Origin of the sequence: Mycobacterium branderi, from assembly GCF_010728725.1 — a bacterium.
GTDB classification, from domain to species: Bacteria; Actinomycetota; Actinomycetes; order Mycobacteriales; family Mycobacteriaceae; genus Mycobacterium; species Mycobacterium branderi.
In genome coordinates, this window is record NZ_AP022606.1 from 608,831 (window position 1) to 630,253 (window position 21,423).

General features: G+C 68.1%; 21 protein-coding genes. 11 read left to right on the forward strand and 10 right to left on the reverse strand.

Annotation, left to right across the window (positions count from 1 at the left end; all coding sequences use genetic code 11):
• Positions 1–364: 364 nt before the first annotated feature.
• Positions 365–1,441, reverse strand: a complete 1,077-nt coding sequence (locus tag G6N47_RS03335; RefSeq protein ID WP_083130181.1) for an ABC transporter ATP-binding protein — start codon at positions 1,439–1,441, stop codon at positions 365–367.
• Between the two features lie 116 nt (positions 1,442–1,557).
• Positions 1,558–3,057: a carotenoid oxygenase family protein gene (locus tag G6N47_RS03340; RefSeq protein WP_083130182.1), complete on the reverse strand. Its 1,500-nt coding sequence runs from the start codon at positions 3,055–3,057 to the stop codon at positions 1,558–1,560.
• 61 nt (positions 3,058–3,118) lie between these two features.
• Here G6N47_RS03340 and G6N47_RS03345 point away from each other — a divergent pair, with 61 nt between their 5' ends.
• The gene (locus G6N47_RS03345) at positions 3,119–3,820 is read left to right on the forward strand and encodes a TetR/AcrR family transcriptional regulator (protein WP_083130183.1); all 702 of its coding nucleotides are present in this window, start codon (positions 3,119–3,121) and stop codon (positions 3,818–3,820) included.
• 29 nt (positions 3,821–3,849) lie between these two features.
• On the opposite strand, the gene rplL is transcribed toward G6N47_RS03345, so the two are convergent.
• The 3 genes from rplL to G6N47_RS03360 all read right to left on the reverse strand — a co-directional run bounded on the left by rplL (position 3,850) and on the right by G6N47_RS03360 (position 5,409).
• Positions 3,850–4,242 (reverse strand): 50S ribosomal protein L7/L12, encoded by a 393-nt coding sequence (rplL, locus tag G6N47_RS03350; RefSeq protein WP_045385028.1) that lies wholly within the window; start codon positions 4,240–4,242, stop codon positions 3,850–3,852.
• 29 nt (positions 4,243–4,271) lie between these two features.
• A complete protein-coding gene (gene rplJ, locus G6N47_RS03355; protein ID WP_083130184.1) occupies positions 4,272–4,802 on the reverse strand; it encodes a 50S ribosomal protein L10 in 531 nt (176 codons plus the stop codon).
• A 187-nt stretch (positions 4,803–4,989) separates the two neighbouring features.
• Positions 4,990–5,409 (reverse strand): DUF1772 domain-containing protein, encoded by a 420-nt coding sequence (locus G6N47_RS03360; protein ID WP_083130185.1) that lies wholly within the window; start codon positions 5,407–5,409, stop codon positions 4,990–4,992.
• Positions 5,410–5,466: 57 nt separating this feature from the next.
• On the opposite strand from G6N47_RS03360, the gene G6N47_RS03365 reads away from it, so the two are divergent.
• Positions 5,467–5,904, forward strand: a complete 438-nt coding sequence (locus G6N47_RS03365) for a winged helix-turn-helix transcriptional regulator (protein WP_232080111.1) — start codon at positions 5,467–5,469, stop codon at positions 5,902–5,904.
• Here G6N47_RS03365 and G6N47_RS03370 read toward each other — a convergent pair.
• From G6N47_RS03370 to G6N47_RS03385, 4 genes are read right to left on the reverse strand one after another with little or no spacing between them, the layout of a single operon-like run.
• A complete protein-coding gene (locus tag G6N47_RS03370) occupies positions 5,805–6,689 on the reverse strand; it encodes an ROK family protein (RefSeq protein ID WP_083130187.1) in 885 nt (294 codons plus the stop codon). The two genes, G6N47_RS03365 and G6N47_RS03370, sit on opposite strands and share 100 nt — an antisense overlap.
• Before the next feature lie 7 nt (positions 6,690–6,696).
• Positions 6,697–7,302, reverse strand: coding sequence for a DUF7158 domain-containing protein (locus tag G6N47_RS03375; RefSeq protein WP_083130188.1), 606 nt, complete (start codon positions 7,300–7,302; stop codon positions 6,697–6,699).
• Positions 7,299–11,417, reverse strand: coding sequence for a glycoside hydrolase family 38 N-terminal domain-containing protein (locus G6N47_RS03380; RefSeq protein ID WP_083130189.1), 4,119 nt, complete (start codon positions 11,415–11,417; stop codon positions 7,299–7,301). Before G6N47_RS03380 ends, G6N47_RS03375 begins: the two co-directional genes overlap by 4 nt.
• A 9-nt stretch (positions 11,418–11,426) precedes the next feature.
• On the reverse strand, positions 11,427–12,206 hold the full coding sequence (locus G6N47_RS03385) for an endonuclease/exonuclease/phosphatase family protein (RefSeq protein ID WP_083130190.1): 780 nt from the start codon (positions 12,204–12,206) through the stop codon (positions 11,427–11,429).
• An 18-nt stretch (positions 12,207–12,224) separates the two neighbouring features.
• Between G6N47_RS03385 and G6N47_RS03390 the strand changes: the two genes are divergently transcribed.
• The 9 genes from G6N47_RS03390 (at position 12,225) to G6N47_RS03430 (ending at position 20,684) form a co-directional block, all read left to right on the forward strand.
• Positions 12,225–12,779 (forward strand): nucleotidyltransferase, encoded by a 555-nt coding sequence (locus tag G6N47_RS03390; protein WP_083130191.1) that lies wholly within the window; start codon positions 12,225–12,227, stop codon positions 12,777–12,779.
• A gap of 13 nt (positions 12,780–12,792) precedes the next feature.
• The gene (locus G6N47_RS03395; RefSeq protein ID WP_083130510.1) at positions 12,793–13,395 is read left to right on the forward strand and encodes a DinB family protein; all 603 of its coding nucleotides are present in this window, start codon (positions 12,793–12,795) and stop codon (positions 13,393–13,395) included.
• Positions 13,382–14,287 carry an alpha/beta fold hydrolase gene (locus G6N47_RS03400; RefSeq protein WP_083130192.1) on the forward strand — a complete coding sequence of 302 codons (906 nt, stop codon included), beginning with the start codon at positions 13,382–13,384 and terminating at the stop codon, positions 14,285–14,287. The genes G6N47_RS03395 and G6N47_RS03400 overlap by 14 nt, the downstream gene beginning before the upstream one ends.
• A 99-nt stretch (positions 14,288–14,386) precedes the next feature.
• Entirely contained in the window at positions 14,387–15,733 is a 1,347-nt protein-coding gene (locus G6N47_RS03405; protein WP_083130193.1) for an ABC1 kinase family protein, read from the forward strand.
• Complete coding sequence (locus G6N47_RS03410) at positions 15,733–16,632, forward strand: alpha/beta fold hydrolase (RefSeq protein WP_083130194.1); 900 nt, start codon at positions 15,733–15,735, stop codon at positions 16,630–16,632. Before G6N47_RS03405 ends, G6N47_RS03410 begins: the two co-directional genes overlap by 1 nt.
• Positions 16,633–16,759: 127 nt before the next feature.
• Complete coding sequence (locus G6N47_RS03415; protein ID WP_083130195.1) at positions 16,760–17,623, forward strand: cyclopropane mycolic acid synthase family methyltransferase; 864 nt, start codon at positions 16,760–16,762, stop codon at positions 17,621–17,623.
• A gap of 56 nt (positions 17,624–17,679) precedes the next feature.
• Entirely contained in the window at positions 17,680–18,603 is a 924-nt protein-coding gene (gene mmaA4, locus G6N47_RS03420; RefSeq protein WP_372517498.1) for a hydroxymycolate synthase MmaA4, read from the forward strand.
• Positions 18,604–18,689: 86 nt separating this feature from the next.
• Positions 18,690–19,388 (forward strand): YciI family protein, encoded by a 699-nt coding sequence (locus G6N47_RS03425; RefSeq protein ID WP_083130196.1) that lies wholly within the window; start codon positions 18,690–18,692, stop codon positions 19,386–19,388.
• A gap of 3 nt (positions 19,389–19,391) precedes the next feature.
• On the forward strand, positions 19,392–20,684 hold the full coding sequence (locus G6N47_RS03430) for an RNA polymerase sigma factor (RefSeq protein ID WP_083130197.1): 1,293 nt from the start codon (positions 19,392–19,394) through the stop codon (positions 20,682–20,684).
• On the opposite strand, the gene rplA is transcribed toward G6N47_RS03430, so the two are convergent.
• A complete protein-coding gene (gene rplA, locus G6N47_RS03435) occupies positions 20,671–21,378 on the reverse strand; it encodes a 50S ribosomal protein L1 (protein ID WP_083130198.1) in 708 nt (235 codons plus the stop codon). The two genes, G6N47_RS03430 and rplA, sit on opposite strands and share 14 nt — an antisense overlap.
• Between the last annotated feature and the right edge of the window lie 45 nt (positions 21,379–21,423).

Here is a 21,423-nt window from a genome sequence, read left to right on the forward strand (position 1 = left end):
CGGCGGCCACCGGACCTTTCGCCGCGATAACTGTGTCGGTTCGGCTGGCGGACGAACTGTCCAAATCTCACGCACGCGGCTAGATCGCTGAGCCGGAAACGGGCTCAGGCTAGGACCACGGTGTCAAGTGGCGGGTGAGATGGGCAGGAGGCAGCCAGCGCAACGTCCAACGATAGCGCAGGACTGCGCATTCCTCAACTACCGTGCTCGGGAACCTCGGCGATCCGGGCGCTGGCCGCCGCTTCGGGATTCCCCTGCACACATGCTGCCCAACAGACTGACCCCTTCCGGCTCGTCCGTCAAGGGTTGACGCGCCAACTTGTCAGCGAGAACTCCTTCCCGGCACTGCCGCGGCGTGGCCCGACTATTGCGTGCGGATGGTCTCGGTGGGCGCGTCGTAGTCGCGGTGGCGGCCACGGTCCTCGCCGCCGAAGTCCCGCTCGTGCGCCGGGTAGTCCTGGGCGCTGCCCTCGAGGGACTCGAGGATGGCTTGCTGCGCATTCTTGGGCAGCAGGTGCAGGTTCTCGCGGACGCGGGCCTGACGGCGGGCGACGGCCTTGCGCTCCGGCATGCCCGGGGTGGCGGTGATCTGCGGCGGCACGCCCTCGATCTCCTCGACACCACCGCCGTGGTGGCCGGCCTCCAGGTGGGCCTGCTCCTCGGCCATGGTGGCCTCGTCCTTTTCCTCCGACATACCGATCGGCCCGATCCGCCGCCCGTTGAGGAACTGCTTGACGACGGGCTCGTCGGACGTCAGCAACACCTCACGCGGGCCGAACATGACCAGCTTGCGGCGGAACAGCATGCCCATGTTGTCCGGCACCGTGCGCGCGATGTTGATGTTGTGCGTAACGATCAAAATCGTGGCGTCGATCTGGGCGTTGATGTCGATCAGCAGCTGGCTCAAATACGCGGTACGCACCGGGTCCAGACCGGAATCCGGCTCGTCGCAGAGGATGATCTGCGGGTCGAGCACCAGCGAACGGGCCAGCCCGGCACGCTTTTTCATACCGCCCGAGATCTCACCGGGGAACTTCTTCTCATCACCGGCCAGACCGACGATCGCCAGCTTCTCCATGACGATGTCACGGATCTCGCTTTCCTTCTTCTTAGTGTGCTCGCGCAACGGGAACGCGGTGTTGTCGTAGATGTTCATCGACCCGAACAGAGCACCGTCCTGGAACATGACCCCGAACAGCGTGCGGATCTCGTAGAGCTCCCTGGCCGAGCACTCGGTGATGTCGACGTCGTCGATGATGATCGAGCCACGCTCCGGGCGCAGCAGCCCGATCAGCGACTTCAAGAACACCGATTTACCGGTACCAGACGGGCCCAGCAACACGCTGACCTCGCCCGGCGGGATATCCATCGTGACGTCTTCCCAGATTCGCTGGGATCCGAAGGACTTGGTGAGTCCTTCAACCCGGATTGCCTTGCCCATGCGAATCCTCCCGGTGACGTTGCCGACTGGCCTGTGGTTTCAGTCACTTTAGCTTACGCGGGCGAGCGGCAACACGCCTATCGCTGGCTACCCGCGGGTAGGTGTGTCACCTCTACTTAGACGCGCGGCGACCAGTTGCCGTGAAAGCCCATCGGCACCCGCTGCGGCAGGTGCACTGTGGCCACCGACTCGAGGGTTTGGGCGTCGAACAGCAGCAGCTGACCCTCGTCGCGACCGCGGTGATAGCCGTAGCCCATCAGGATGCCGTCGTCCTCGGACCGACCGGCCGGGTTCGGTACAAAAGACATCTCGCCGAGCAAAAGGCCGGGGTCCAGTGCGGCGCTGGTGGCCGATCCGGTCGCGTAGTCGTGCTTGTACAACGCCGACGTCATCTCGGAAGCTTCGTCCAGGAATCCGCCGTCGAGGCCGACGGTGTAGCCGAACCGGTGCTTGGCGCCCAGCAGGCCCTCGTTGATCCGGGGGAATTCCTGCGAGCGGTCGTCGCGGCATTCGGCGGACACCGCTCCGGTCGCCAGGTTGATGGTCCAGCGGTCCAGGCTGGGCCGGCTGTCGCCCGGGCCCCGCCGGTCGCGATCGAACATGCGCTGGTATCGCACCACGTCGAGCACCAGGATCTCGGCGCCGTCGCGCGTTTCCGAGTACGCGTTGAGCGGGTGGTAGACGTAGCAGGGTTCGATCTCGAACCATCTGACGTCGTTGTTGCCACCCTCGCGCGGCATGACGCCGATGCGCGCCGGGTAGTGAGGATTCCAGCCGTAGGGCATCTGGTGGATGGGCTGGCGATTGCGGTTGATCATCGCGGTGACCGGGCTGGGCATCCTGACGCGCCCGAGCAGCGACTGCACCACCAGCCGGGCGGGCAGGCCGAGCCAGCCCGGGACGGTCGCCTGCAGCACCTGCAGCGCTTCGAAGGTCACCGGCAGGTCGTAGATCACGACGTACTTGTCGGTCAGCGAGAAGTCGTGCATCATCGGCGACCCGCTCACCGCGATGTCGACGGTGCGTCGCGCCCGTCCCCGGGTGTCGATCACCGAGTACTGCACGGTGTGTCCGCGCGCGAAAGAGTAAGAGACGGCATGCAATTCGCCGGTAGCCGGGTCGCGGTGCGGGTGAGCGGTGTAACCACCGGCCAGGGTGCCGTCGAAGTCGCACGTCCCCACGGTGTCGAGTTCCTCGGTCAGCCGGTAGGCGGCGCCGCCTCCCTCGACCAGCGCCAGGGTTTGCCCGGCGTGGCTGAGCACGTTGGTGTTGGGACCGACGGACAGCATCCCGGCTTGCGGGTTGAGCCCGGCGGGCGTGGGCTCGCCGAGGGCCTTGCACACGGCAGCGGTGCGGACCCAGCGGTTGCGGTACCAGCGGGCTTGCCCGTCGCGCAGCGCTACCCCGTGCACCATGGCGTCGCCGCTGAACCAGTGGTAGGTGGCCGGGTCGACCTCGCTAACCGGGTTGGGCCCGTTGCGCAGATAGCGACCGTCGAGGTGTTCGGGGATGTGACCGGTGACCGGCAGATCGGTCGCCGTCACCTCGGCGCGCACTGGCGCCAGGAAACCCTCGAGATACGGATTGGCGGATGCAGTGGTGGCCGTAGTCGTCACGTCTAGCTCCTATAACGTTGATATTATGGTGTTATAGGGACAGTACGCGTGCAGTGGCAGGATGGCAACGATGAATTTCCCGCAGGCCCAACGCAGCGTGCGCGACGAGTTGGTGCACGCCGCGGTCAGGCTGCTCAACGACGAGGGACCCGACGCGCTGCAGACCCGAAAGATCGCCGGCGCGGCCGGGACGTCGACGATGGCGCTGTACACCCATTTCGGCGGGATGCGGGCATTGATCGCCGGGCTGGCCGAGGAGGGTCTGCGGCAATTCGCCGACGCGCTGACCGTGCCGGAGACCTCGGATCCGGTCGCCGATCTGGTTGCCACCGGAATCGCCTACCGCCGCTTCGCGCTAGAGCATCCGCACATGTACCGGCTGATGTTCGGCAGCACCAGCGCGCACGGCATCAATGCGCCGGCGCACAACGTCGTGAGCCTGAGCGTGGCCGAGATCAGCGAGCACTACCCGAGCTTCGCGCGCGTGGTGCGCCCGGTGCACCGGTCGATGGTGGCGGGCCGGATCACCGCAGGTTCGGCCGACGACGATGCGTCGGTGGTGGCCATCGCCGCGCAGTTCTGGGCGGCGATCCACGGTTTCGTGATGCTGGAACTGGCGGGCTACTGCGGCGACGGCGGCGCTGCCGTCGGGCCGGTGCTGGCCGGGATGACGACGAATCTGCTTGTCGCGCTGGGCGATTCGCGCGAGCGCGTGGAAGAGTCGCAGCGGCTGGCGATACGCGAAGCCCCCGGGACGCCTTAGGCGATCCCGGGGGCTTTCGACGAGTCGAACTACTTGACGGTGACCGTGGCGCCGGCGGCCTCGAGCTTGGTCTTGGCCTCGTCGGCGGCCTCCTTGGTGACCTTCTCCAGCAGCGGCTTGGGCGCGCCGTCGACCAGGTCCTTGGCCTCCTTGAGGCCCAGGCCCGAGACGATCTCGCGGACGACCTTGATGACGCCGATCTTCTTGTCGCCGGCGCCCTCGAGAATGACGTCGAACTCCGACTGCTCCTCGGCAGCCTCGGCCGCGGCCGGGGCAGCGCCAGGAGCGGCGGCCGCGACGGCGACGGGAGCGGCTGCGGTGACCTCGAAGGTCTCCTCGAACTTCTTCACGAACTCCGAGAGCTCCAGGAGGGTCAGCTCCTTGAAAGCGTCGAGCAGCTCGTCAGTAGACAGCTTGGCCATGGTTGTGGGTCCTTCCTCGGTGGTGTGGGTTATTCGGTTGATGTCTCGGCGGACTTCTTCTCCTGCAGCGCCGCAGCAAGGCGGGCCACCTGCGATGCCGGCTCGTTGAACAGGCCGGCCGCCTTGGACAAGTTGGCCTTCATCGCGCCGGCCAGTTTGGCCAGCAGCACCTCGCGCGACTCCAGGTCGGCGATGCGCTCGACCTCGGCGACGGTCAGCGGGCGACCGTCCATGTAGCCGCCCTTGATGACCAGCGTCTTGTGGTCCTTGGAGAAGGTCTTGATCGCCTTGGCGGCGTCGACGGCCTCGCCGGTGACGAATGCGATTGCGGTGGGCCCGACGAACAGCTCGTCGAGGCCTTCGATGCCCGCCTCGGTGGCGGCCCGCTTGATCAGCGTGTTCTTGGCGACCGCGTAGGTGGCCGACCCGGCCAGCGACCGGCGCAGCTCGGCCAGGTTGGCCACCGTCAGACCCCGGTATTCGGTGATCAGGGTCGCAGTGGATGCCTTGAACTGCTCGGCGATGTCTGCAACGGCGGTGGCTTTGTCAGCCCGGGCCATGCATACCTCCTTGGCGTTACGGCCCGGAAACGACGAACGCCCCGACGCAGGAAGCGGTCGGGGCGTGCAGTATCGGCGTGCCTCGTCCTCCTGCGTGGGCCGCCGGGAATTCCCGGACCTTCAACCGATTGCTCGGTGACCGACGGTCTTCGGTGGATCGGCCACCACAATAGCGTTTGCGCCGCGATCAGCCAAAACAGGCGGCGGCCAGCAAGACGAAAATCGCCGCCAGAAGCGCCACCCGCAGCCAGTGCAGGCGGTCCCAGCGGCGCGCCAATTCGCGGGAGAAGTCTCCCGCACCGATGCGGTTGTTGATCGGTACCAGCATCGTCACCGACAGCACGACGACGGCGGCCATCAGCACGCCGGCGATCCCGGTGAGCCAGCTGCGCGCGACTGCCGTGACAAAGACCAACGCCGCCAGCGCCCCGAGGTACCAGAACGGCATCACCCTGCCGAGCAGCCGGCTGGCGTCGCTGCGCGCCGCGCGGAAGGCGTCGTCGGGCAGGCCGGCGAACACCGGGTTGGTGAACGCGGCGACGCAGAACTCGGCGCCCACCAACGAGCCGGTGACCAAGACGGCGAGGATTTCGAGGATTTCTGTCATGTCGGCGACTCTGGTTGCTAAGCTGACAAAAATCAAGGTACTGACAAATTAGTCAGCATGGGAGTTGCGATGGCGGTGTCGAAAAAGGTCGAGAGCGACTGCCCGATCGACGCAGCGCTGTCGGTGATCGACGGCCGTTGGAAAGGGACGATCCTGTGGCGACTTTGCGACGGCCCGATGCGGACCGCCGAGTTGAGGCGCAGCATTCCGGGCATCACCGAGCGGATGCTGATCCGCCATCTGCACGAGCTCGTGGACGACGGAATCATCGAGCGCCATGACGCGCGCACTGTCCCGCCCTGCGTCCACTATTCGATTTCGGATTACGGTTTGACCCTTGGCCCAGTGCTCGCGTCGCTGTGCGACTGGGGCCGAAAGCACATGCAGCGCCGCGGTCAGCGGTCGGCAAGCCTGGCGGCCCCGACCAGACCGGCATCGCCGCCGAGAGCAGCCGGTACCACCCGCAAGTCGCGAATGAAGTCCAAGCCCGCATGACCGGCCACTGCCGCGCGCAGCGGGTCGAACAGCACCCCGCCGGCGTTGGCCACTCCCCCGCCGACGACCACCACGTCTAGGTCGCAGACCGCCGCCACCGAGGCGATCATCGCGGCCAGTGCATCGGCGCCGCGCTGAAATGCGCGCAGCGCCAACGGGTCTCCGGCCGCGGCTGCCTCGGCCAGGGCCACGGCATCGGCGCCCGACCAGCCGTTGGCCTGCGCCCAGCGCGTCAGCGACGGGCCGGCCGCGACGGTCTCGACGCAGCCGTGACCGCCGCACGAGCACGGCTGGCCGTCCGGGTCGACGACGACGTGACCGACATGACCGGCGTTGCCGGTGCGGCCGTGATACGGCGCGCCGTCGAGCACCAGTCCGCCACCGACGCCGGTGGACACCACGATGCCGAGCAAAAAGCGTGCGCCGCGGCCCGCGCCGCGCCAATGCTCACCGAGTGCCATGCACAGCCCGTCGCCGCCGAGGCGGACCGGCACACCCGGCACCGCGGCTGCGACCCTGTCCCGCAGCGGGAATCCGCGCCAGCCTGCGATATTCACCGGGCTGACGGTCCCGGCGGCAAGGTCGATCGGCCCGGCCGACGCCACACCGACGCCGCCGACCGCACCGCCGGCGACGGCGATCTCCTCGGCGATCATCGCCTCGACCACCGCCCACACGTCGCGGGCTGGTGTCGGGCGTCTGGCCGAATGCACCACTGTGCCAACGGAATCGACCAGCCCGGCCGCGATCTTGGTGCCGCCGATGTCGAGAACCAGGGTGAGCATGCGGTGGTCAGTGCCGGTGGGTGTTGTCGGGTTGGCGCGGATCGCCGGGATGCTCGTAGCCGGGGGCCAGCCGCACCAGCGTGGCCCGGCGAGCATCCAGCCAGACCCGAAACGCCTTGCGGCGCGCGGCGGCTCGTAAATGGTCGGCGATCTGCGGGCGAACGTCCGCTAGTGACGGCGCAGTGGCGGGGCCGCGCCAGCCGTCGCGGGTGGGCGCTGGTGTGGCGAATCGCAGCGGGTTGCGGGCGTGGTAGGCGGCGACGTCGGCGTCGCTGACGTCGACGTCCGCCGTGACGCGAGCGAATACCTTACGCGCCAATGGGTTAGCCAGTGCCGCAGCGGCCACGCTGCCGATCTCGAGGCGGGCCGTCGCATCGGGCAGCAACTCGGACTCGGTGGGTGCGTCCGCGTCGGTCAGGTCGAGCGCGGCGGCCTCGGCGGCGATCACCCGCTCGGTCACGATCAGCTGGGTCAGCCAGCGCCGCAGTTGGCGTCCCTCGCTGGTGTCCGCCTTGGGCAGCGCTGCCGCCAAGGGGCTGTCGCGCAGCCGGGCTTCGCGGGCGTCGACCTCGTCGACCGGGACGTCGGCGCCGCCGACGGTTGCGACGATCATCGGACCGTCACCCTTACCGCGGGCGAATAGAGCAGGTGGCCGGCGCAGCCCACCCGGACCAGCGCCCACCACTCGCCCGGCTCGACCCGGGCAGGCGGCCCGACGTCGAAGCCGAGCTCGACGGCGCCGCGCGCGGGCAGCACCGCGCCTTGCGTGGCCGGGCCGAGCCATTCCCAGGTGTCCCACGGGCTGATCAGGTGGGCCTCCAGCGCCAGCTCCGCGCATGCCTCGGTGCCGACGGTGACGGTCAACCGTGCCGAATCGCCTGCGCTGACGTCGATGTCGGACAGCTCGTCGACGAAGTAGGCCAGCCGGCTGTCGACGCCGCCGACGGTCACCACGGCGATGTCCTCGACCACCTGGCGCCAGGCGGGCGGCACATCATCGCCGGTGACGTGCAGCTGTGCCCGCAGCGGGTATAGCCCGGGTTCGGCGCGTGGTGGAATCGCCACCCTCACATCGGTTTCCCGGTATTCGCCGGGCTGCAAGGTGAATGGCAGCTCGGCGGGCGTGGCCGTCCAGCCGGGTGGGCAGCGCAGTGCGACGCGGCCCGTCATCGGTGCGTCGGTGCAGTCGCTGGCCACGGTCAGGCGCAGAACGACCTCGTCGCCGGCGGCGTTGAGCCGCTGCGGGTGCAGGTGAGCGACGGCAGGCAGGCCGCCGAGCGGGGCCGGCCCCCGGTTGTGCAGCCAGTACCGGGCATACAGCGGTTGGGCATTCTCGGCATCCAGCCCGTGGGCGGTGCCGCCGGAAATCCTGGCCATATCGAGTCGAGCCAGCGCAGTGGCGATCTGGTAGCCGTGCAGCGCGGTGAGGTGTCGATGCTGCCGGGGTGTTTCCAGCAGGTCGGCCGGTCGAAGCTCCGAGAGCGTGCCGAGCGGCGAGCGTATGTCGACTTTGGTTGCGGCGCCGTGCATTTCGACGAGCCGCAGGGCGATCGAATGAGGGTCGACGGGTCGGGCGCTGCCGCGGGCCAGCGGGTTGCCCGCGGCTTTCAGCGCGCCGAGCTGCACGGCGCCGGCGGGCTCGATCTGCAACAGGGAGCCGGTCGCTGGCAGGCCACCGGTTGCCCCGAGACACGCGAGCAGTGGATGCCCGAATTCTGCGCTACGCGAGGGGATTTGGGTTTGGCGCCAATCGCTGGTCCCGGAGACCAGCGCGTAGTCGAAGGTGTGGGTCCAGTGCTGCAGCTGAAAGTTGGACCCGTCCGGCGCGGTGCGGCGCGGTTCGTCGGTCCAGACGCCGGACGGCCACCCGGTGCACGATCGCATCAGCGCGGTGTGCAGTGTGCCGTCGGCGTCGACGGCGAAACTGGGTACCCCGCGGTTGAGCAGGGCGACGGTGCGCGAATCGAACGGCTGCATCCCCGACGGGGCCTGTTGGGTGACAACGATTTCGGCGTCGGCGAGATCGTCGGTCACCGACGCGATCGCGGGGCCGAGGTCGGTGTCGTCACGGCCGGCGATCACCAGTACCGGCAGCGCCCGCGGGTCGCGCAGGTCGGCGTCGGGCACCCATGTCGTCGCCAGCGGTGCCGCTGCCGGCACCCAGACCCGGGCCCGACCGGTCTCGGCGAGCTGGCGGTCCAGCTCGACGCTGTACGCCGGATCTGCAGCCGCCAGAACGGCTTTGGTGAACGCATTCTGGCCCGGCCCGCCCAGTGCGATGCGGGTGTCGGGGAGATTGGAGTCGACGTTGAGGTAGCCGTAGCGTGGCTTGTCGGCGCTGCTGCAGGTGGCGGTGACCCCGGCACGGACCAGCGCCACCATCAGTTCGCGGGCCAACTCACCCGACCACGCTTCGCTGGGCGACACCACCTCGGCCACCGACACCGCGTGCACGTGGTCGCCCAAGCGAACCCGCACGGCCGACGACAGCCCGAACCAGCCGTAGGCGGGGTTGTCCAGCGTCCACGGATGCTCCGCCGTATCGACCGACCGATCGCCGTTGTGCAGCAACGCGAAACCGCGCCCGACGACGGCGTCACCGACCTCGCTGACCGGCATAGCGCCGGGCACCGGACACGGCCAGCGCAGCCGCAGCAGGCGGTCAGCGCCGGTGAACTCGTGCACTGTCGTACGGCAGTCCACCCGGGCAATTCCCTGCCACAAGGTCAGCACCTGGGTGTAGCGCAGCAGCGTGCCGATCCGGCCGCGCACGACCAGCCGCTGGCCGACGGGGCTGCGATACGCCTGCACGTCGGCCGAGGCTTCCGACGAGCACACCACCGGCCCCTTGGGCAGTAGGTGCCACGGGCCTTCGCCGCCGGTCGGATGAGCGGGGTATTCCTCGTAGACGGCAAGCTCGTTGCCCACCCGGCCGTCGGCGATCAGCTCCCGGCCGCCAACTCGTAGTGTCGACACCCCGCCGCCGCGTGCCGGGTCCACGGCCAGCCGGTAGTGGTCGTTGGCAATTTGGTTGCCGGCCAACGGCTCCCAGGCACCAGGCGAGCCGGCGGCCACTCGATACGCCCGCCACCCCAGTGACGGCACGTCGCGGGCCACGAACGTGACCGAGCCATTGTCGACAACCGACGGCACCTCTGCTCCGTCGGAAGTCATGATGCCGCTGCTGACAGGGACGGTGACTACGTCGGTCCGGTTGTGCGCCAACGGATTCCACACGACCACGTCGCCGTCAACCGCGCCGGACAGCACCGCCAGGGACCTGTCCCGGACAGCGCGGCCGAGTTCCCACGCGTCGCGCCAGCCGGTCAACAGGTCAAGGTAGACCTGGTCGGATTCCGAGCCCGTGATGGCGTCGTGGTGGGCACCGTATGCCAGCTGCACCCACGCCTTGGCCAGCGCCGCCTGCGGGTACTCGACACCGCCCAAAACACCTGCGAACACGGCAAATCGCTCGGCCTCCAGGACCGCGTGCTCGGCTGCCCGGTTGGCCTGCTTGGTGTCGATGAACGACACATCCTTGCCGGTGTAGATCGGGTTCATGTCCCGGGTCTGCGGCGACGGCGCCAGCCCGCGGCTATCCAGCTCGGAGCGGACGGCGGCAAAGAATTCCGATGGCAGCGCGCACACGAACCGCGGCCAGGTGTAGCGCGCAGCCCAGTCGCGGTGAATCTCGGTGACCCACTTGTTCGGTGGCGTGTAATCCGTGCCGACCGGCAGCAGCACGTTGCGGGTCAAGGCGACTTTGCGCAAATCCTCGAACAGCCGGTAGGTCGCTTGCTCGGCGTCGGCCAGCGACGTGGCTTCGTCCATCCACCAGCCGGCCGAATAATGCGCGGGCATGTAATGAGTGAGCAGGCCGCGCCCGGACGGGGCGATCCACTCGAACTCGCTGCAGAACTGCATGCCCGAAAGACCGCCGTCGCTGTGCATCGGACCCCACTGGTGGTGCGGCCCACGTGCCCACGAACTCGACGTCAGGCCGGCGTCGGCGGCCATCCCCGGGAACTGCGGGTCGTGGCCGAACACGTCGAGCTGCCAGGCGGTGGCCGGGTCGCTGCCCACCACATCACGCTGAAAACCCATGCCGTGCACCAGGTTCCGGATCGTCGTCTCGGGGCTGGTGAGGTTGGTGTTGGGCTCGTTGTAGGTGCCGCCCATGATCTCGACGCGGCCCTCGTCGATGAACCGCCGCAGGTCGGCGCGATCCTCCGGATGGGTGTCCCAGTACGGCTTGAGGTAATCCACCTCGGCCAGCACGAATTTGTACTCGGGCTCGCGACGGGCCATCTCCAGATGCGCGTGCACCAGCTCGAAGCCGTTGGCCTGCCGGCACCTGCCCGGCGGATCCTCGCGCCACTCGCTGGTGTAGGCACCCTGGGTGTTCCACCACACCGGGTCGTAGTGGAAGTGGCTGATCATGAACATCGTCCAGCCCGGCTCGGCCACGGTGAACGCGAACCCCAGCGAGCTGTCGTCGGCGTGCACCCGCGCGGTGCGCCGCTCACCGACCACCGGATTGTCAACCGCCACAGGCACTTCGACAATAGTTTGGCCGGCCTCGATCCGCGCTTCGCCGGCCAGTCCGGCGCCGTCGACCCATATCGGGATCGGCTCGGCGCAGCCGCTGACCATGATCCGGGCCAGTTGCAGCGGTGCGTCCGGCGGGCCGACGAACAGTTCCGTCGACTCTGCAGCGATGACCTGCACTCCCGCACCCTACGAGGTTGCGCTCGCCCTCGTCACGTCAACGACGACCGGTAGGTGATCCGAAATCGGCAACGGCGGCGTCGCACACGAATCGACGAGCAGGCGGGCGTCGTCGGTGAGGATGTGGTCGAGTTGCCGGTCGGGCGCATCGATCGGGAACGTCTTGGCGGCGGCCAGCGGGCGCATGCCAGTCCAGCGCTGAGGTGTGGGCGGGCTCATGTTGAGGTCGCCCATCAGCACCCGCGGGCCGGGGAAGCCGCGCAGGTCGCGGATCAGCCGCCGCAGCTGCACCCGATTCCAGCCAGGGACGAACGACAGGTGGGTGTTGGCGACGGTCAGCTCGCCCAGGTCGGTGTCGAGCCGGGCCAGCACCGCCGCCCGCGGCTCTTCGTCGACGATCTGCACCCGGCCCGGCCCGGGCAGATACATCGGGAACTTCAGCGGGATCCGCGGCAGCCGCAGCACCTGCCAGCTCAGCGCCGGATACCGGGACAGCAAGGCGATCCCGTAAGCGGCGGTGCCGGGCTGCTCGTCGCCGGTGGCGGCCATCCAGGTCGCCCCCGGCGTCCCGGCGATCGCCGCGACGAACCGGTGGCTGACCGCGCCCATCGCCTCGGCCGCGACGGCGGTGAGATCGGCCCTCGCCGAACGCGGCTGATCGCAGTCCACCTCCTGCAGCGCCAGCACGTCGGCGTCCAACCGCCGGACGCAGTCGGCGAGCCGGTTCACGTCGACGTCGCCGTCGTGCATGCTGCGGCCGTGCAAAATGTTGAACGTCGCCATCCGCATGGGTACTACCTACCCACCATGACCGTATTCGCATCCAATGACGAATTGCGGGAGGCACTGCGGCGCGCGGCCTCGGCGCTCAAGGCGCACGGACCGCAGTTCGCGCTGGCCGGCAGCTACGCGCTGTGGGTGTACGGCGCGCCCGAACCGGTGCACGACGTGGACCTGATTGTCGCCGAGTCCGACGTCGAAGTGGCCGTCAAGACACTCGCCGAGGCCGGCTTCACGATCGACCGCACGCCGGAGGACTGGCTGTTCAAAGCATGCGTGGACAACGCCGTCGTCGACGTGCTGCATCGGATCAACGGCGTTCCGGTCGATGCGGACCTGGTCGGTTCGGGCCAGGAGCGCGACGTGTTGGCCATCCGGATGCCGGTGCTGGCACCGACGCAGGTGGTGATCCAGAAGTTGTGCGCGCTGACCGAACACCATTGCGACTTCGCGTCGCTGCTGCCGTCGGTGCGCGCCGTCCGCGAGCAGGTGGATTGGTACCGGGTGCGCGCCGACACCGTAGGCAACGACTTCGCAGTGGCGTTTCTGGTACTCATCGAGCGGCTCGGGATCACGGCGTGATAAGCACTGACGCATGCCCGCTCTTGCCCCGCCCGTCGCCGACGAACGCAGCGCGCTGCGCGAGTACCTGGCCTATCACCAAAGCGCATACTTCGCGGTGTCCTACGGGCTCACCGACGAACAGGCCCGATCCACGCCGACGGTCAGCGCGCTGTCGATCGGCGGGCTGGTCAAGCACGCCACGGGCATGCAACGCACCTGGATGGCGCGGGTCGCGGCCGCGCCGGACGCGCCGCCCAAGGATCCCCGGCCCTTCGAGGAGATCGCCAAGGAGTACGGCGACCAGCACGTGATGCGGCCCGACGAGACGCTGACCGGGCTGCTGGACGCGTTCAGGGCGCAGAACGCAGAATCGCTGCGGCTGGTGGAGACCGCGGATCTGGATGCGAAAGTTCCTGTCCCCCAAGATATTCCGTGGTTCCCTGAAGGACTTGAGGCGTGGTCGGTGCGCTGGGTGATTCTGCATGTGATCAACGAGCTGGCCCGCCACGCCGGGCATGCCGACATCATCCGGGAAGCCATCGACGGCGCGACGATGTACGAGCTGATCGCCGGCCTGGAGAACTGGGAACCCCGGCCGTGGGTGACGCCCTGGCGCAAAAGTGCTGACGCGTAGCGGCCTCACACGAGGCGACGTCGAGCTGTACTACGAGGACCTCGGCGACCCGGCGGCTCCGCCGGTGCTGCTGATCATGGGCCTCGGCGCGCAGCTTCCGATGTGGCCCGACGGCTTCTGCGCGCGGCTGGTCGACGCCGGCTACCGGGTGATCCGGTTCGACCACCGCGACACCGGCCTGTCGGCCAAGCTGCACGGGCTGCGCGCCGAGGGCTCGGTCTACCGGCGGGCGTGGCGCTATGTCCTGGGCCGGACCAGCCCGGTGCCCTACACGCTGGTTGACATGACGCGCGACGTCGTCGCGCTGCTCGGTCACCTCGACATCGACCGCGCCCACGTCGTCGGCGCCTCGATGGGCGGCATGATCGCCCAGATCCTTGCCGCCACCGAGCCGCGGCGCGTCGCCTCGTTGGGCCTCGTGATGTCTGCCACCGGCAAGCCGTTCTCGGCGCTGCCGGCCTGGCGGGTCATCAAGCTGAGGTTCGACGCGCCGGGCAAGGACGCCTCCGACGAGGACAAGCTGGCCTACGAGGCACGCAACGTCGCGGTGTTCAACGGCCCCCACTTCCTGCCGCCGGCCGACGAGCTGCGCAAGCGCGTCGAGCAGCTCGCCGAGCGCTCTAACTATCCGCCCGGCCGGTTGCGCCAGGTCGACGCGTTGCTGGGCACCGGCAGCCTGCTGGCCTACACCAAGGCGATCACCGCGCCCACGGTGGTGATCCACGGCTCACACGACCCGATGGTGCGCCCGCGCAACGGCCGGGCGCTCGCCGCCGCCATCGGCGGCGCACGGTTCGTCGTGGTCGACGGCATGGGCCACGACCTGCCCGAACCGGTGTGGCGCCCGATCGTCGAGACGCTGCAGGAGAACTTCGCGCGCCGAGCCTCTTAGGCCGCGAACGTGCGCGTTTGCACGTCAAAACGCGGCAAAACACGTACAACTGCGCACGCTCGCGGCGAGTGGACCTGGCACATTTGGCACACTGCACTGATGAGTTCCAACAATCATCGCGAGCTCGCCAAGCTTGACCGGGTGCCGTTGCCGGTCGAAGCGGCCCGCATCGGCGCGACGGGTTGGCAGCTCACACGCACCGCCGCCCGCGTCGTCACGAAGCTCCCCGGCCGCGGCCCCTGGCAGCAGAAGGTGATCAAGCAGCTCCCCCAAACCTTCTCCGACCTGGGCCCCACCTACGTCAAGTTCGGGCAGATCATCGCCTCGAGCCCGGGCGCGTTCGGCGAAAACCTGTCGCGGGAATTCCGCGGGCTGCTCGACCGGGTGCCGCCGGCCGACCCGAAAGAGGTGCACAAACTCTTCGTCGAAGAACTCGGCGCGGACCCGAAAGAGCTGTTCGCCAGCTTTGAGGACGAGCCGTTCGCGTCGGCGTCCATCGCCCAGGTGCACTACGCGACCCTGCACAGCGGCGAGGAGGTCGTCGTCAAGATCCAGCGGCCCGGGATTCGCCGCCGGGTCGCCGCCGACCTGCAGATCCTCAAACGCTTCGCCCAAGCCGTCGAACTGGCCAAGCTGGGCCGGCGACTCTCCGCCCAGGACGTCGTCGCCGACTTCTCCGACAACCTCGCCGAGGAGCTGGACTTCCGCCTCGAGGCGCAGTCCATGGAGGCCTGGGTCTCGCACCTGCACCACTCCCCGCTCGGCCGCAACATCCGGGTGCCGCAGGTGTACTGGAACTTCACCACCGAGAAGGTGCTGACGATGGAGCGGGTGCACGGCATTCGCATCGACAACGTCGCCGAGCTCCGCAAGGCCGGGTTCGACGGTGTCGAGCTGGTCAAAGCGCTGATCTTCAGCCTGTTCGAGGGCGGGCTGCGGCACGGCCTGTTCCACGGCGACCTGCACGCCGGCAACCTCTACGTCGACGCTGACGGCAAGATCGTGTTCTTCGACTTCGGGATCATGGGCCGCATCGACCCGCGCACCCGCTGGCTGCTGCGCGAGCTGGTGTACGCGCTGCTGGTCAAAAAGGACCACGCGGCGGCGGGCAAGATCGTGGTCCTGATGGGCGCCGTGGGAACGGTCAAGCCCGAGGCGCAGGCCGCCAAGGACCTGGAGAAGTTCTCCACCCCGCTGACCATGCAGACGCTGGGTGAGATGTCGTACGCGGACATCGGCCGGCAGCTCTCCGCGCTGGCCGACGCCTACGACGTCAAGCTGCCCCGCGAGCTGGTGCTGATCGGCAAGCAGTTCCTCTACGTGGAGCGGTACATGAAGCTGCTGGCGCCGAAATGGCAGATGATGTCCGATCCGCAGCTCACCGGCTACTTCGCCAACTTCATGGTCGAGGTCAGCCGCGAACACCAAAGCGACGTGGAGGTCTAGTGCAGGTCCGCAAAGGCACCGCCCGGTCCGCCGATGTGGACCTCTACTACGAGGACATGGGCGACCCGAACGACCCGGCTGTCCTGCTGATCATGGGCCTGGGCGCGCAGCTGCTGCTGTGGCGCACGGCGTTCTGCGAGAAACTCGTCGCCGAGGGCTACCGCGTCATCCGCTACGACAACCGCGACGTCGGCCTGTCCACCAAGACCGAGCGCGTCAAGTCCGGCCCCAAGCTTCCCCGGATGATCCGGTTCTGGCTGGGCCTGCCCGGCAACGCGCCCTACCGGCTCGAGGACATGGCCGACGACGCCGTCGCCGTCCTCGACCACCTGGGCATCGAGCGCGCCCACGTCGTCGGCGCCTCGATGGGCGGGATGATCGCCCAGATCGTCGCCGCCCGATACAGCGCAAGAACCCGGTCACTGGCGGTGATCTTCTCCAGCAACAACCGCCGCTTCTTGCCGCCGCCGGCGCCGCGCGCGCTCTTCGCCGTCATCCAGGGCCCGCCGCCGAACTCGCCGCGCGACGTCATCGTCGACAACGCCGTGCGGGTCACCCGGATCATCGGTAGCCCCGCCTACCCGGCGCCCGAGCAGCGGATCCGCGAGGAAGCCATCGAAGGCTACGAGCGTAGCTACTTCCCGTGGGGGATCGCCCGGCATTTCAACGCAGTTCTGGCCAGCGGCAGCCTGGTCCGCTACGACCGGCAGATCACCGCGCCCACCGTGGTCATCCACGGCCTGGCCGACAAGCTGATGCGGCCTTCCGGCGGGCGCGCGGTGGCGCGGGCCATCCGCGGCGCGCGCTTGGTGACCTTCGACGGCATGGGCCACGAGCTGCCCGAGCAGCTGTGGGACCCGGTGATCGGCGAGCTCACGAAAACTTTCGCCGAGGGTTGAACCAAAGGCGCGCCGTATTCGTATTCAGTGAGTCAGTACTGATCGATTAGCATCTCTGGCGGGTATAGGGTCGTCGTCCCGCTCGGTCGATGCGGTGACGTGAGACCACCAGAGAGGCGCAACGTTTATGGCGCAAAAACTAAAACCCCATTTCAAAGACGTGCAGGCCCACTACGACCTGTCCGACGAGTTCTTCGCCCTGTTCTTGGACCCCAGTCGCACGTATAGCTGCGCCTACTTCGAGCGTGACGACATGACGCTGGAAGAGGCGCAGCTCGCCAAGATCGACCTGGCGCTGGGCAAGCTGGGGCTGCAGCCCGGGATGACGCTGCTCGACGTCGGCTGCGGCTGGGGCGCCACCATGCGCCGCGCGATCGAAAAATACGACGTCAACGTCGTCGGCCTGACCCTGTCGAAAAACCAGGTCGCCCACGTGCAGAAGACGTTCGACGAGATGGACACCTCACGCAGCCGGCGGGTGCTGCTGCAGGGCTGGGAACAGTGGGACGAGCCCGTCGACCGGATCGTGTCCATCGGCGCCTTCGAGCACTTCGGCCACGAACGCTACGACGACTTCTTCAAGATGGCCCACAACGTCCTGCCCGACGACGGGGTCATGTTGCTACACACCATCACCGGGCTGACCGGGCCGCAGTGCATCGAGCGCGGCGTCCCGCTGACCTTTGAGATGGCCCGCTTCATCAAGTTCATGGTCACCGAGATCTTCCCGGGCGGCCGGTTGCCGTCGATCGAGATGGTCGAGGAGCGCTCCGCCAAGGCCGGATTCACCCTGACCCGCCGCCAGTCGCTGCAGCCGCACTACGCCCGAACCCTCGATTTGTGGGCGGCGGCGCTGGAGGCCAACAAGGACAAAGCCATCGAGATCCAGTCCGAAGAGGTCTACGACCGATACATGCGCTACTTGACCGGCTGCGCCAACGGATTCCGGATCGGCTACATCGACGTCAACCAATTCACCCTGGCAAAGTAGGTGGGGAACACCAAGCGCGCCCTCCAAGCCGGGTATTGTGCTTTCACCAGTCGAAGATGTGCGGCAGGAAGGGCGACGAGACACTGATGCCTGACAAGCAGATCAGTCCCGTGAACACGCGGACGCGCTTCGAGGACATCCAGGCGCATTACGACCTGTCCGACGACTTCTTTGCGCTGTTCCAAGACCCCACCCGGACCTACAGCTGCGCCTACTTCGAGCCGCCCGACCTGACCCTCGAGGAAGCCCAGCTCGCCAAGGTCGACCTCAACCTGGACAAGCTGGACCTGCGGCCCGGCATGACGCTGCTGGACATCGGCTGCGGCTGGGGCACCACGCTGAAGCGCGCGGTCGAAAAATACGACGTCAACGTGATCGGCCTGACCCTGTCGAAGAACCAACACGCCCGCGCCCAGCAGGTGCTGGACAGCATCGATACCACTCGCTCGCGGCAGGTGTTGCTGCGCGGCTGGGAGGACTTCAGCGATCCCGTCGACCGGATCGTGTCGATCGAGGCGTTCGAGCACTTCGGCCACGAGAACTACGATCCGTTTTTCAAGAACTGCTTCAACATACTGCCCGACGACGGGCGGATGACCGTGCAGAGCAGCGTGAGCTACCACCCGTACGACCTCAATGCACGGGGCAAGAAGATCACCTTCGAGACGGCGCGATTCATCAAGTTCATCGTCACCGAGATCTTTCCCGGCGGGCGACTGCCGTCCACCGGCATGATGGTGGAGCACGGCGAGAAGGCCGGTTTCATTGTGCCCGAACCGCTTTCGCTGCGTCTGCACTACGTCAAGACGCTGCACCTGTGGGGCGACGCGCTCGAGGCCAACAAGGACAAGGCCATCGAGATCGCCTCCGAAGAGGTCTACGAGCGCTACATGAAGTACCTGCGCGGCTGCGAGCACTACTTCCGCGAGGACATGCTCGACTGCAGCCTGGTCACCTACCTCAAGCCGGGCGCCGTTTAGGTCCCGTGTCGGATTAGCGTCGCCTCGTTCGTCGGACAGGTAGAGAGTGGAGCACAGGGTTCCACTCACTACCGGAGGAGACCACGATGCAGTACTTGGCCCTGTTGATGAGCAAGGAGCGGCAGTACACGCCCGACGAGCAGGCCGCGATGATGACGGCGTTCGAGAACTTCCACGCCAAATCGGCCTCGGCAATCCGGGCGGGTGATGCGTTGACGCCGCAGGCGACCGGGGTGCGCATCAGCGGCGGCCCGGACGCCCCGGTTGTCACCGACGGCCCGTTCGCCGAAGGCGCCGAAGTCGCCTGCGGCTACTACGTGTTCGAAGCTGAGAACCTCGACGAGGCGCTGGCGCTCGCCCGCGACGTCCCGGTCGCTGCGCACGGCGCGATCGAAGTCCGGCCCACCTACCACACGTTCGACCCGGATTGGTCACTCTCCGGCGCGGGGTGGCTGGCGCTCCTCCTCGAGCCGCCGGGATCGGTCAACACACCCGGAACGCCCGAGTGGGAGGCCGAGGCGGCCCGACACGGCGAATTCGCTGCCAGCGCAGGCGATCACATCGTCGGCGGAGCCGCGCTGCATGAGCCGGCGACGGCGACGACGGTTCGGGTCCGCGACGGCGAGGTGCTGTTGACCGACGGTCCGTTCCCGGAAAGCGCCGAGATCGCCACCGGCTTCTACCTGCTTTCGGCCGCCGACCGCGACGAGGCCGTCAAGCTGGCGTCGATGATTCCCGCCTCGACCGTGGAGCTGCGCCAGCTGGCGGGAGTCTCCCACCTGTAGCGCATGGCCAACCTGGACGGCGTCTTCCGGCAGGAATGGGGCCCGACCGTGGCGGCGCTGGCCCGCTGGTCGGGCGACCTGACCGTCGCCGAAGACGCCGTCCAGGAAGCCTGCGCCGAGGCGCTGCGGGCCTGGCCCCGCGACGGCATGCCCGACAACCCGGGCGCCTGGCTGCTGACGGTGGCGCGCAACCGCGCCCGCGATCGGCTGCGCCGCGAATCCATCCGTCCCGGAAAAGAATTGGCTGCAGTGATGGACGAGATCGTGGCACGCACCGACCGCGCCGAACCTCACCCGGTTCGCGACGACGAGCTGCGGATGATGTTCACCTGCGCCCACCCTGCACTCGACCGGGTCTCGCAGCTGGCGCTGACGCTGCGGCTGGTGTCGGGGCTCACCGTCGCGGAGATCGCCCGCGCGCTCCTGCAGACCGAGGCCGCGGTCGGTCAGCGAATCACCCGCGCCAAGAACAAGGTTCGGCACGCCAACATTCCGCTGCGGGTGCCGCCGGCCGAGCTGCTGCCCCAGCGGGTGCCGCATGTGCTGGGCTGCATCTACTCGGTGTTCACCGAAGGATACTGGTCGACGGCGGGACCGTCGGCGATCCGTGACGAGCTGTGCGACGAGGGCGTCCGGCTGGCCGGCGAGCTGTGTGAGCTGATGCCTTCGGAGCGCGAAGCCCAAGCACTGGCAGCCCTTGTGCTGCTTCATGATTCGCGGCGGTCCACTCGCGTCGACGCTGCCGGGGCGCTGGTCCCGCTGGACGAGCAGGACCGCAGCCGGTGGGATCGCGGCCGCATTGCCCGCGGCCTGGACCGGCTGCGGCGGGCGGAGGGATCGAGCGGGCCGTATCTGCCTCAGGCGGTGATCGCGGCCGTGCATGCGACGGCGCCGAGCTGGGAGCAGACCGACTGGACGACGATCTGCACCGCCTACGACCGGCTGCTGGCCATCGCCGACTCGCCGGTAACACGTGCGAATCGTGCTCTGGCCGTGGGCTTTCGCGACGGCTATGCTGCCGGCTTGGCCGCGCTGGACGCCGTGGCCGACGACCCGCGGCTGGCCCGAAGCGCGCTGGTGCCGTCGATCCGCGCGGATCTGTTGCGCCGTGACGGCCGGCCCGCCGAGGCGGCTACCTGGTATCGAAAGGCGTTGACCTACACCGGCTCCGAGCCGGCCCGGGCGTTCCTACAGCGCCGCATCGCCGAACTTTCTGCCCCGAGTGTGAACCTCACGACGCGACACGCCGGCCGGCCGTCGCCGGATTCACACTCGGCAGAGACTACTCAACAGTGAAGTTGCGGGTGATCGACGGGTCGACCGGAATGCCCGGTCCGGTGGTCGTCGAGACGGTGACCTTCTTCAGGTAGCGCCCCTTCGACGACGAGGGCTTGAGCCGCAGCACCTCGTCGATCGCCGCGCCGTAGTTCTCCGCCAGCTTCTTCTCGTCGAACGACGCCTTGCCGATGACGAAGTGCAGGTTGGCCTGCTTGTCCACCCGGAAGTTGATCTTGCCGCCCTTGATGTCGGAAACGGCCTTGGCGACGTCGGGGGTGACGGTGCCGGTCTTCGGGTTGGGCATCAGGCCACGCGGCCCGAGCACGCGGGCGATCCGACCGACCTTTGCCATCTGATCCGGCGTGGCGATCGCGGCGTCGAAGTCCAGGAAACCGCCCTGGATCTTCTCGATCAGGTCGTCGCTGCCGACGATGTCGGCGCCGGCGGCCTCGGCCTCCGCCGCCTTGTCGCCCACCGCGAACACCGCCACTCGGGCGGTCTTACCGGTGCCGTTCGGCAGGTTGACGGTGCCGCGGACCATCTGGTCCGCCTTGCGCGGGTCGACGCCCAGCCGGATGGCCACCTCGACCGTCGCGTCCTGCTTGGTCGACGACGTCTCCTTGGCCAGCTTGGCCGCCTCCAGCGGCGTGTACAGCCGCGACCGGTCCACCTTCTCGGCGGCGGCGCGATATGCCTTGCTGTTCTTGCTCATTGGATTTCCTATCTGTGGTTGTTAAAGCGGGCCGAAGCTAGCCCT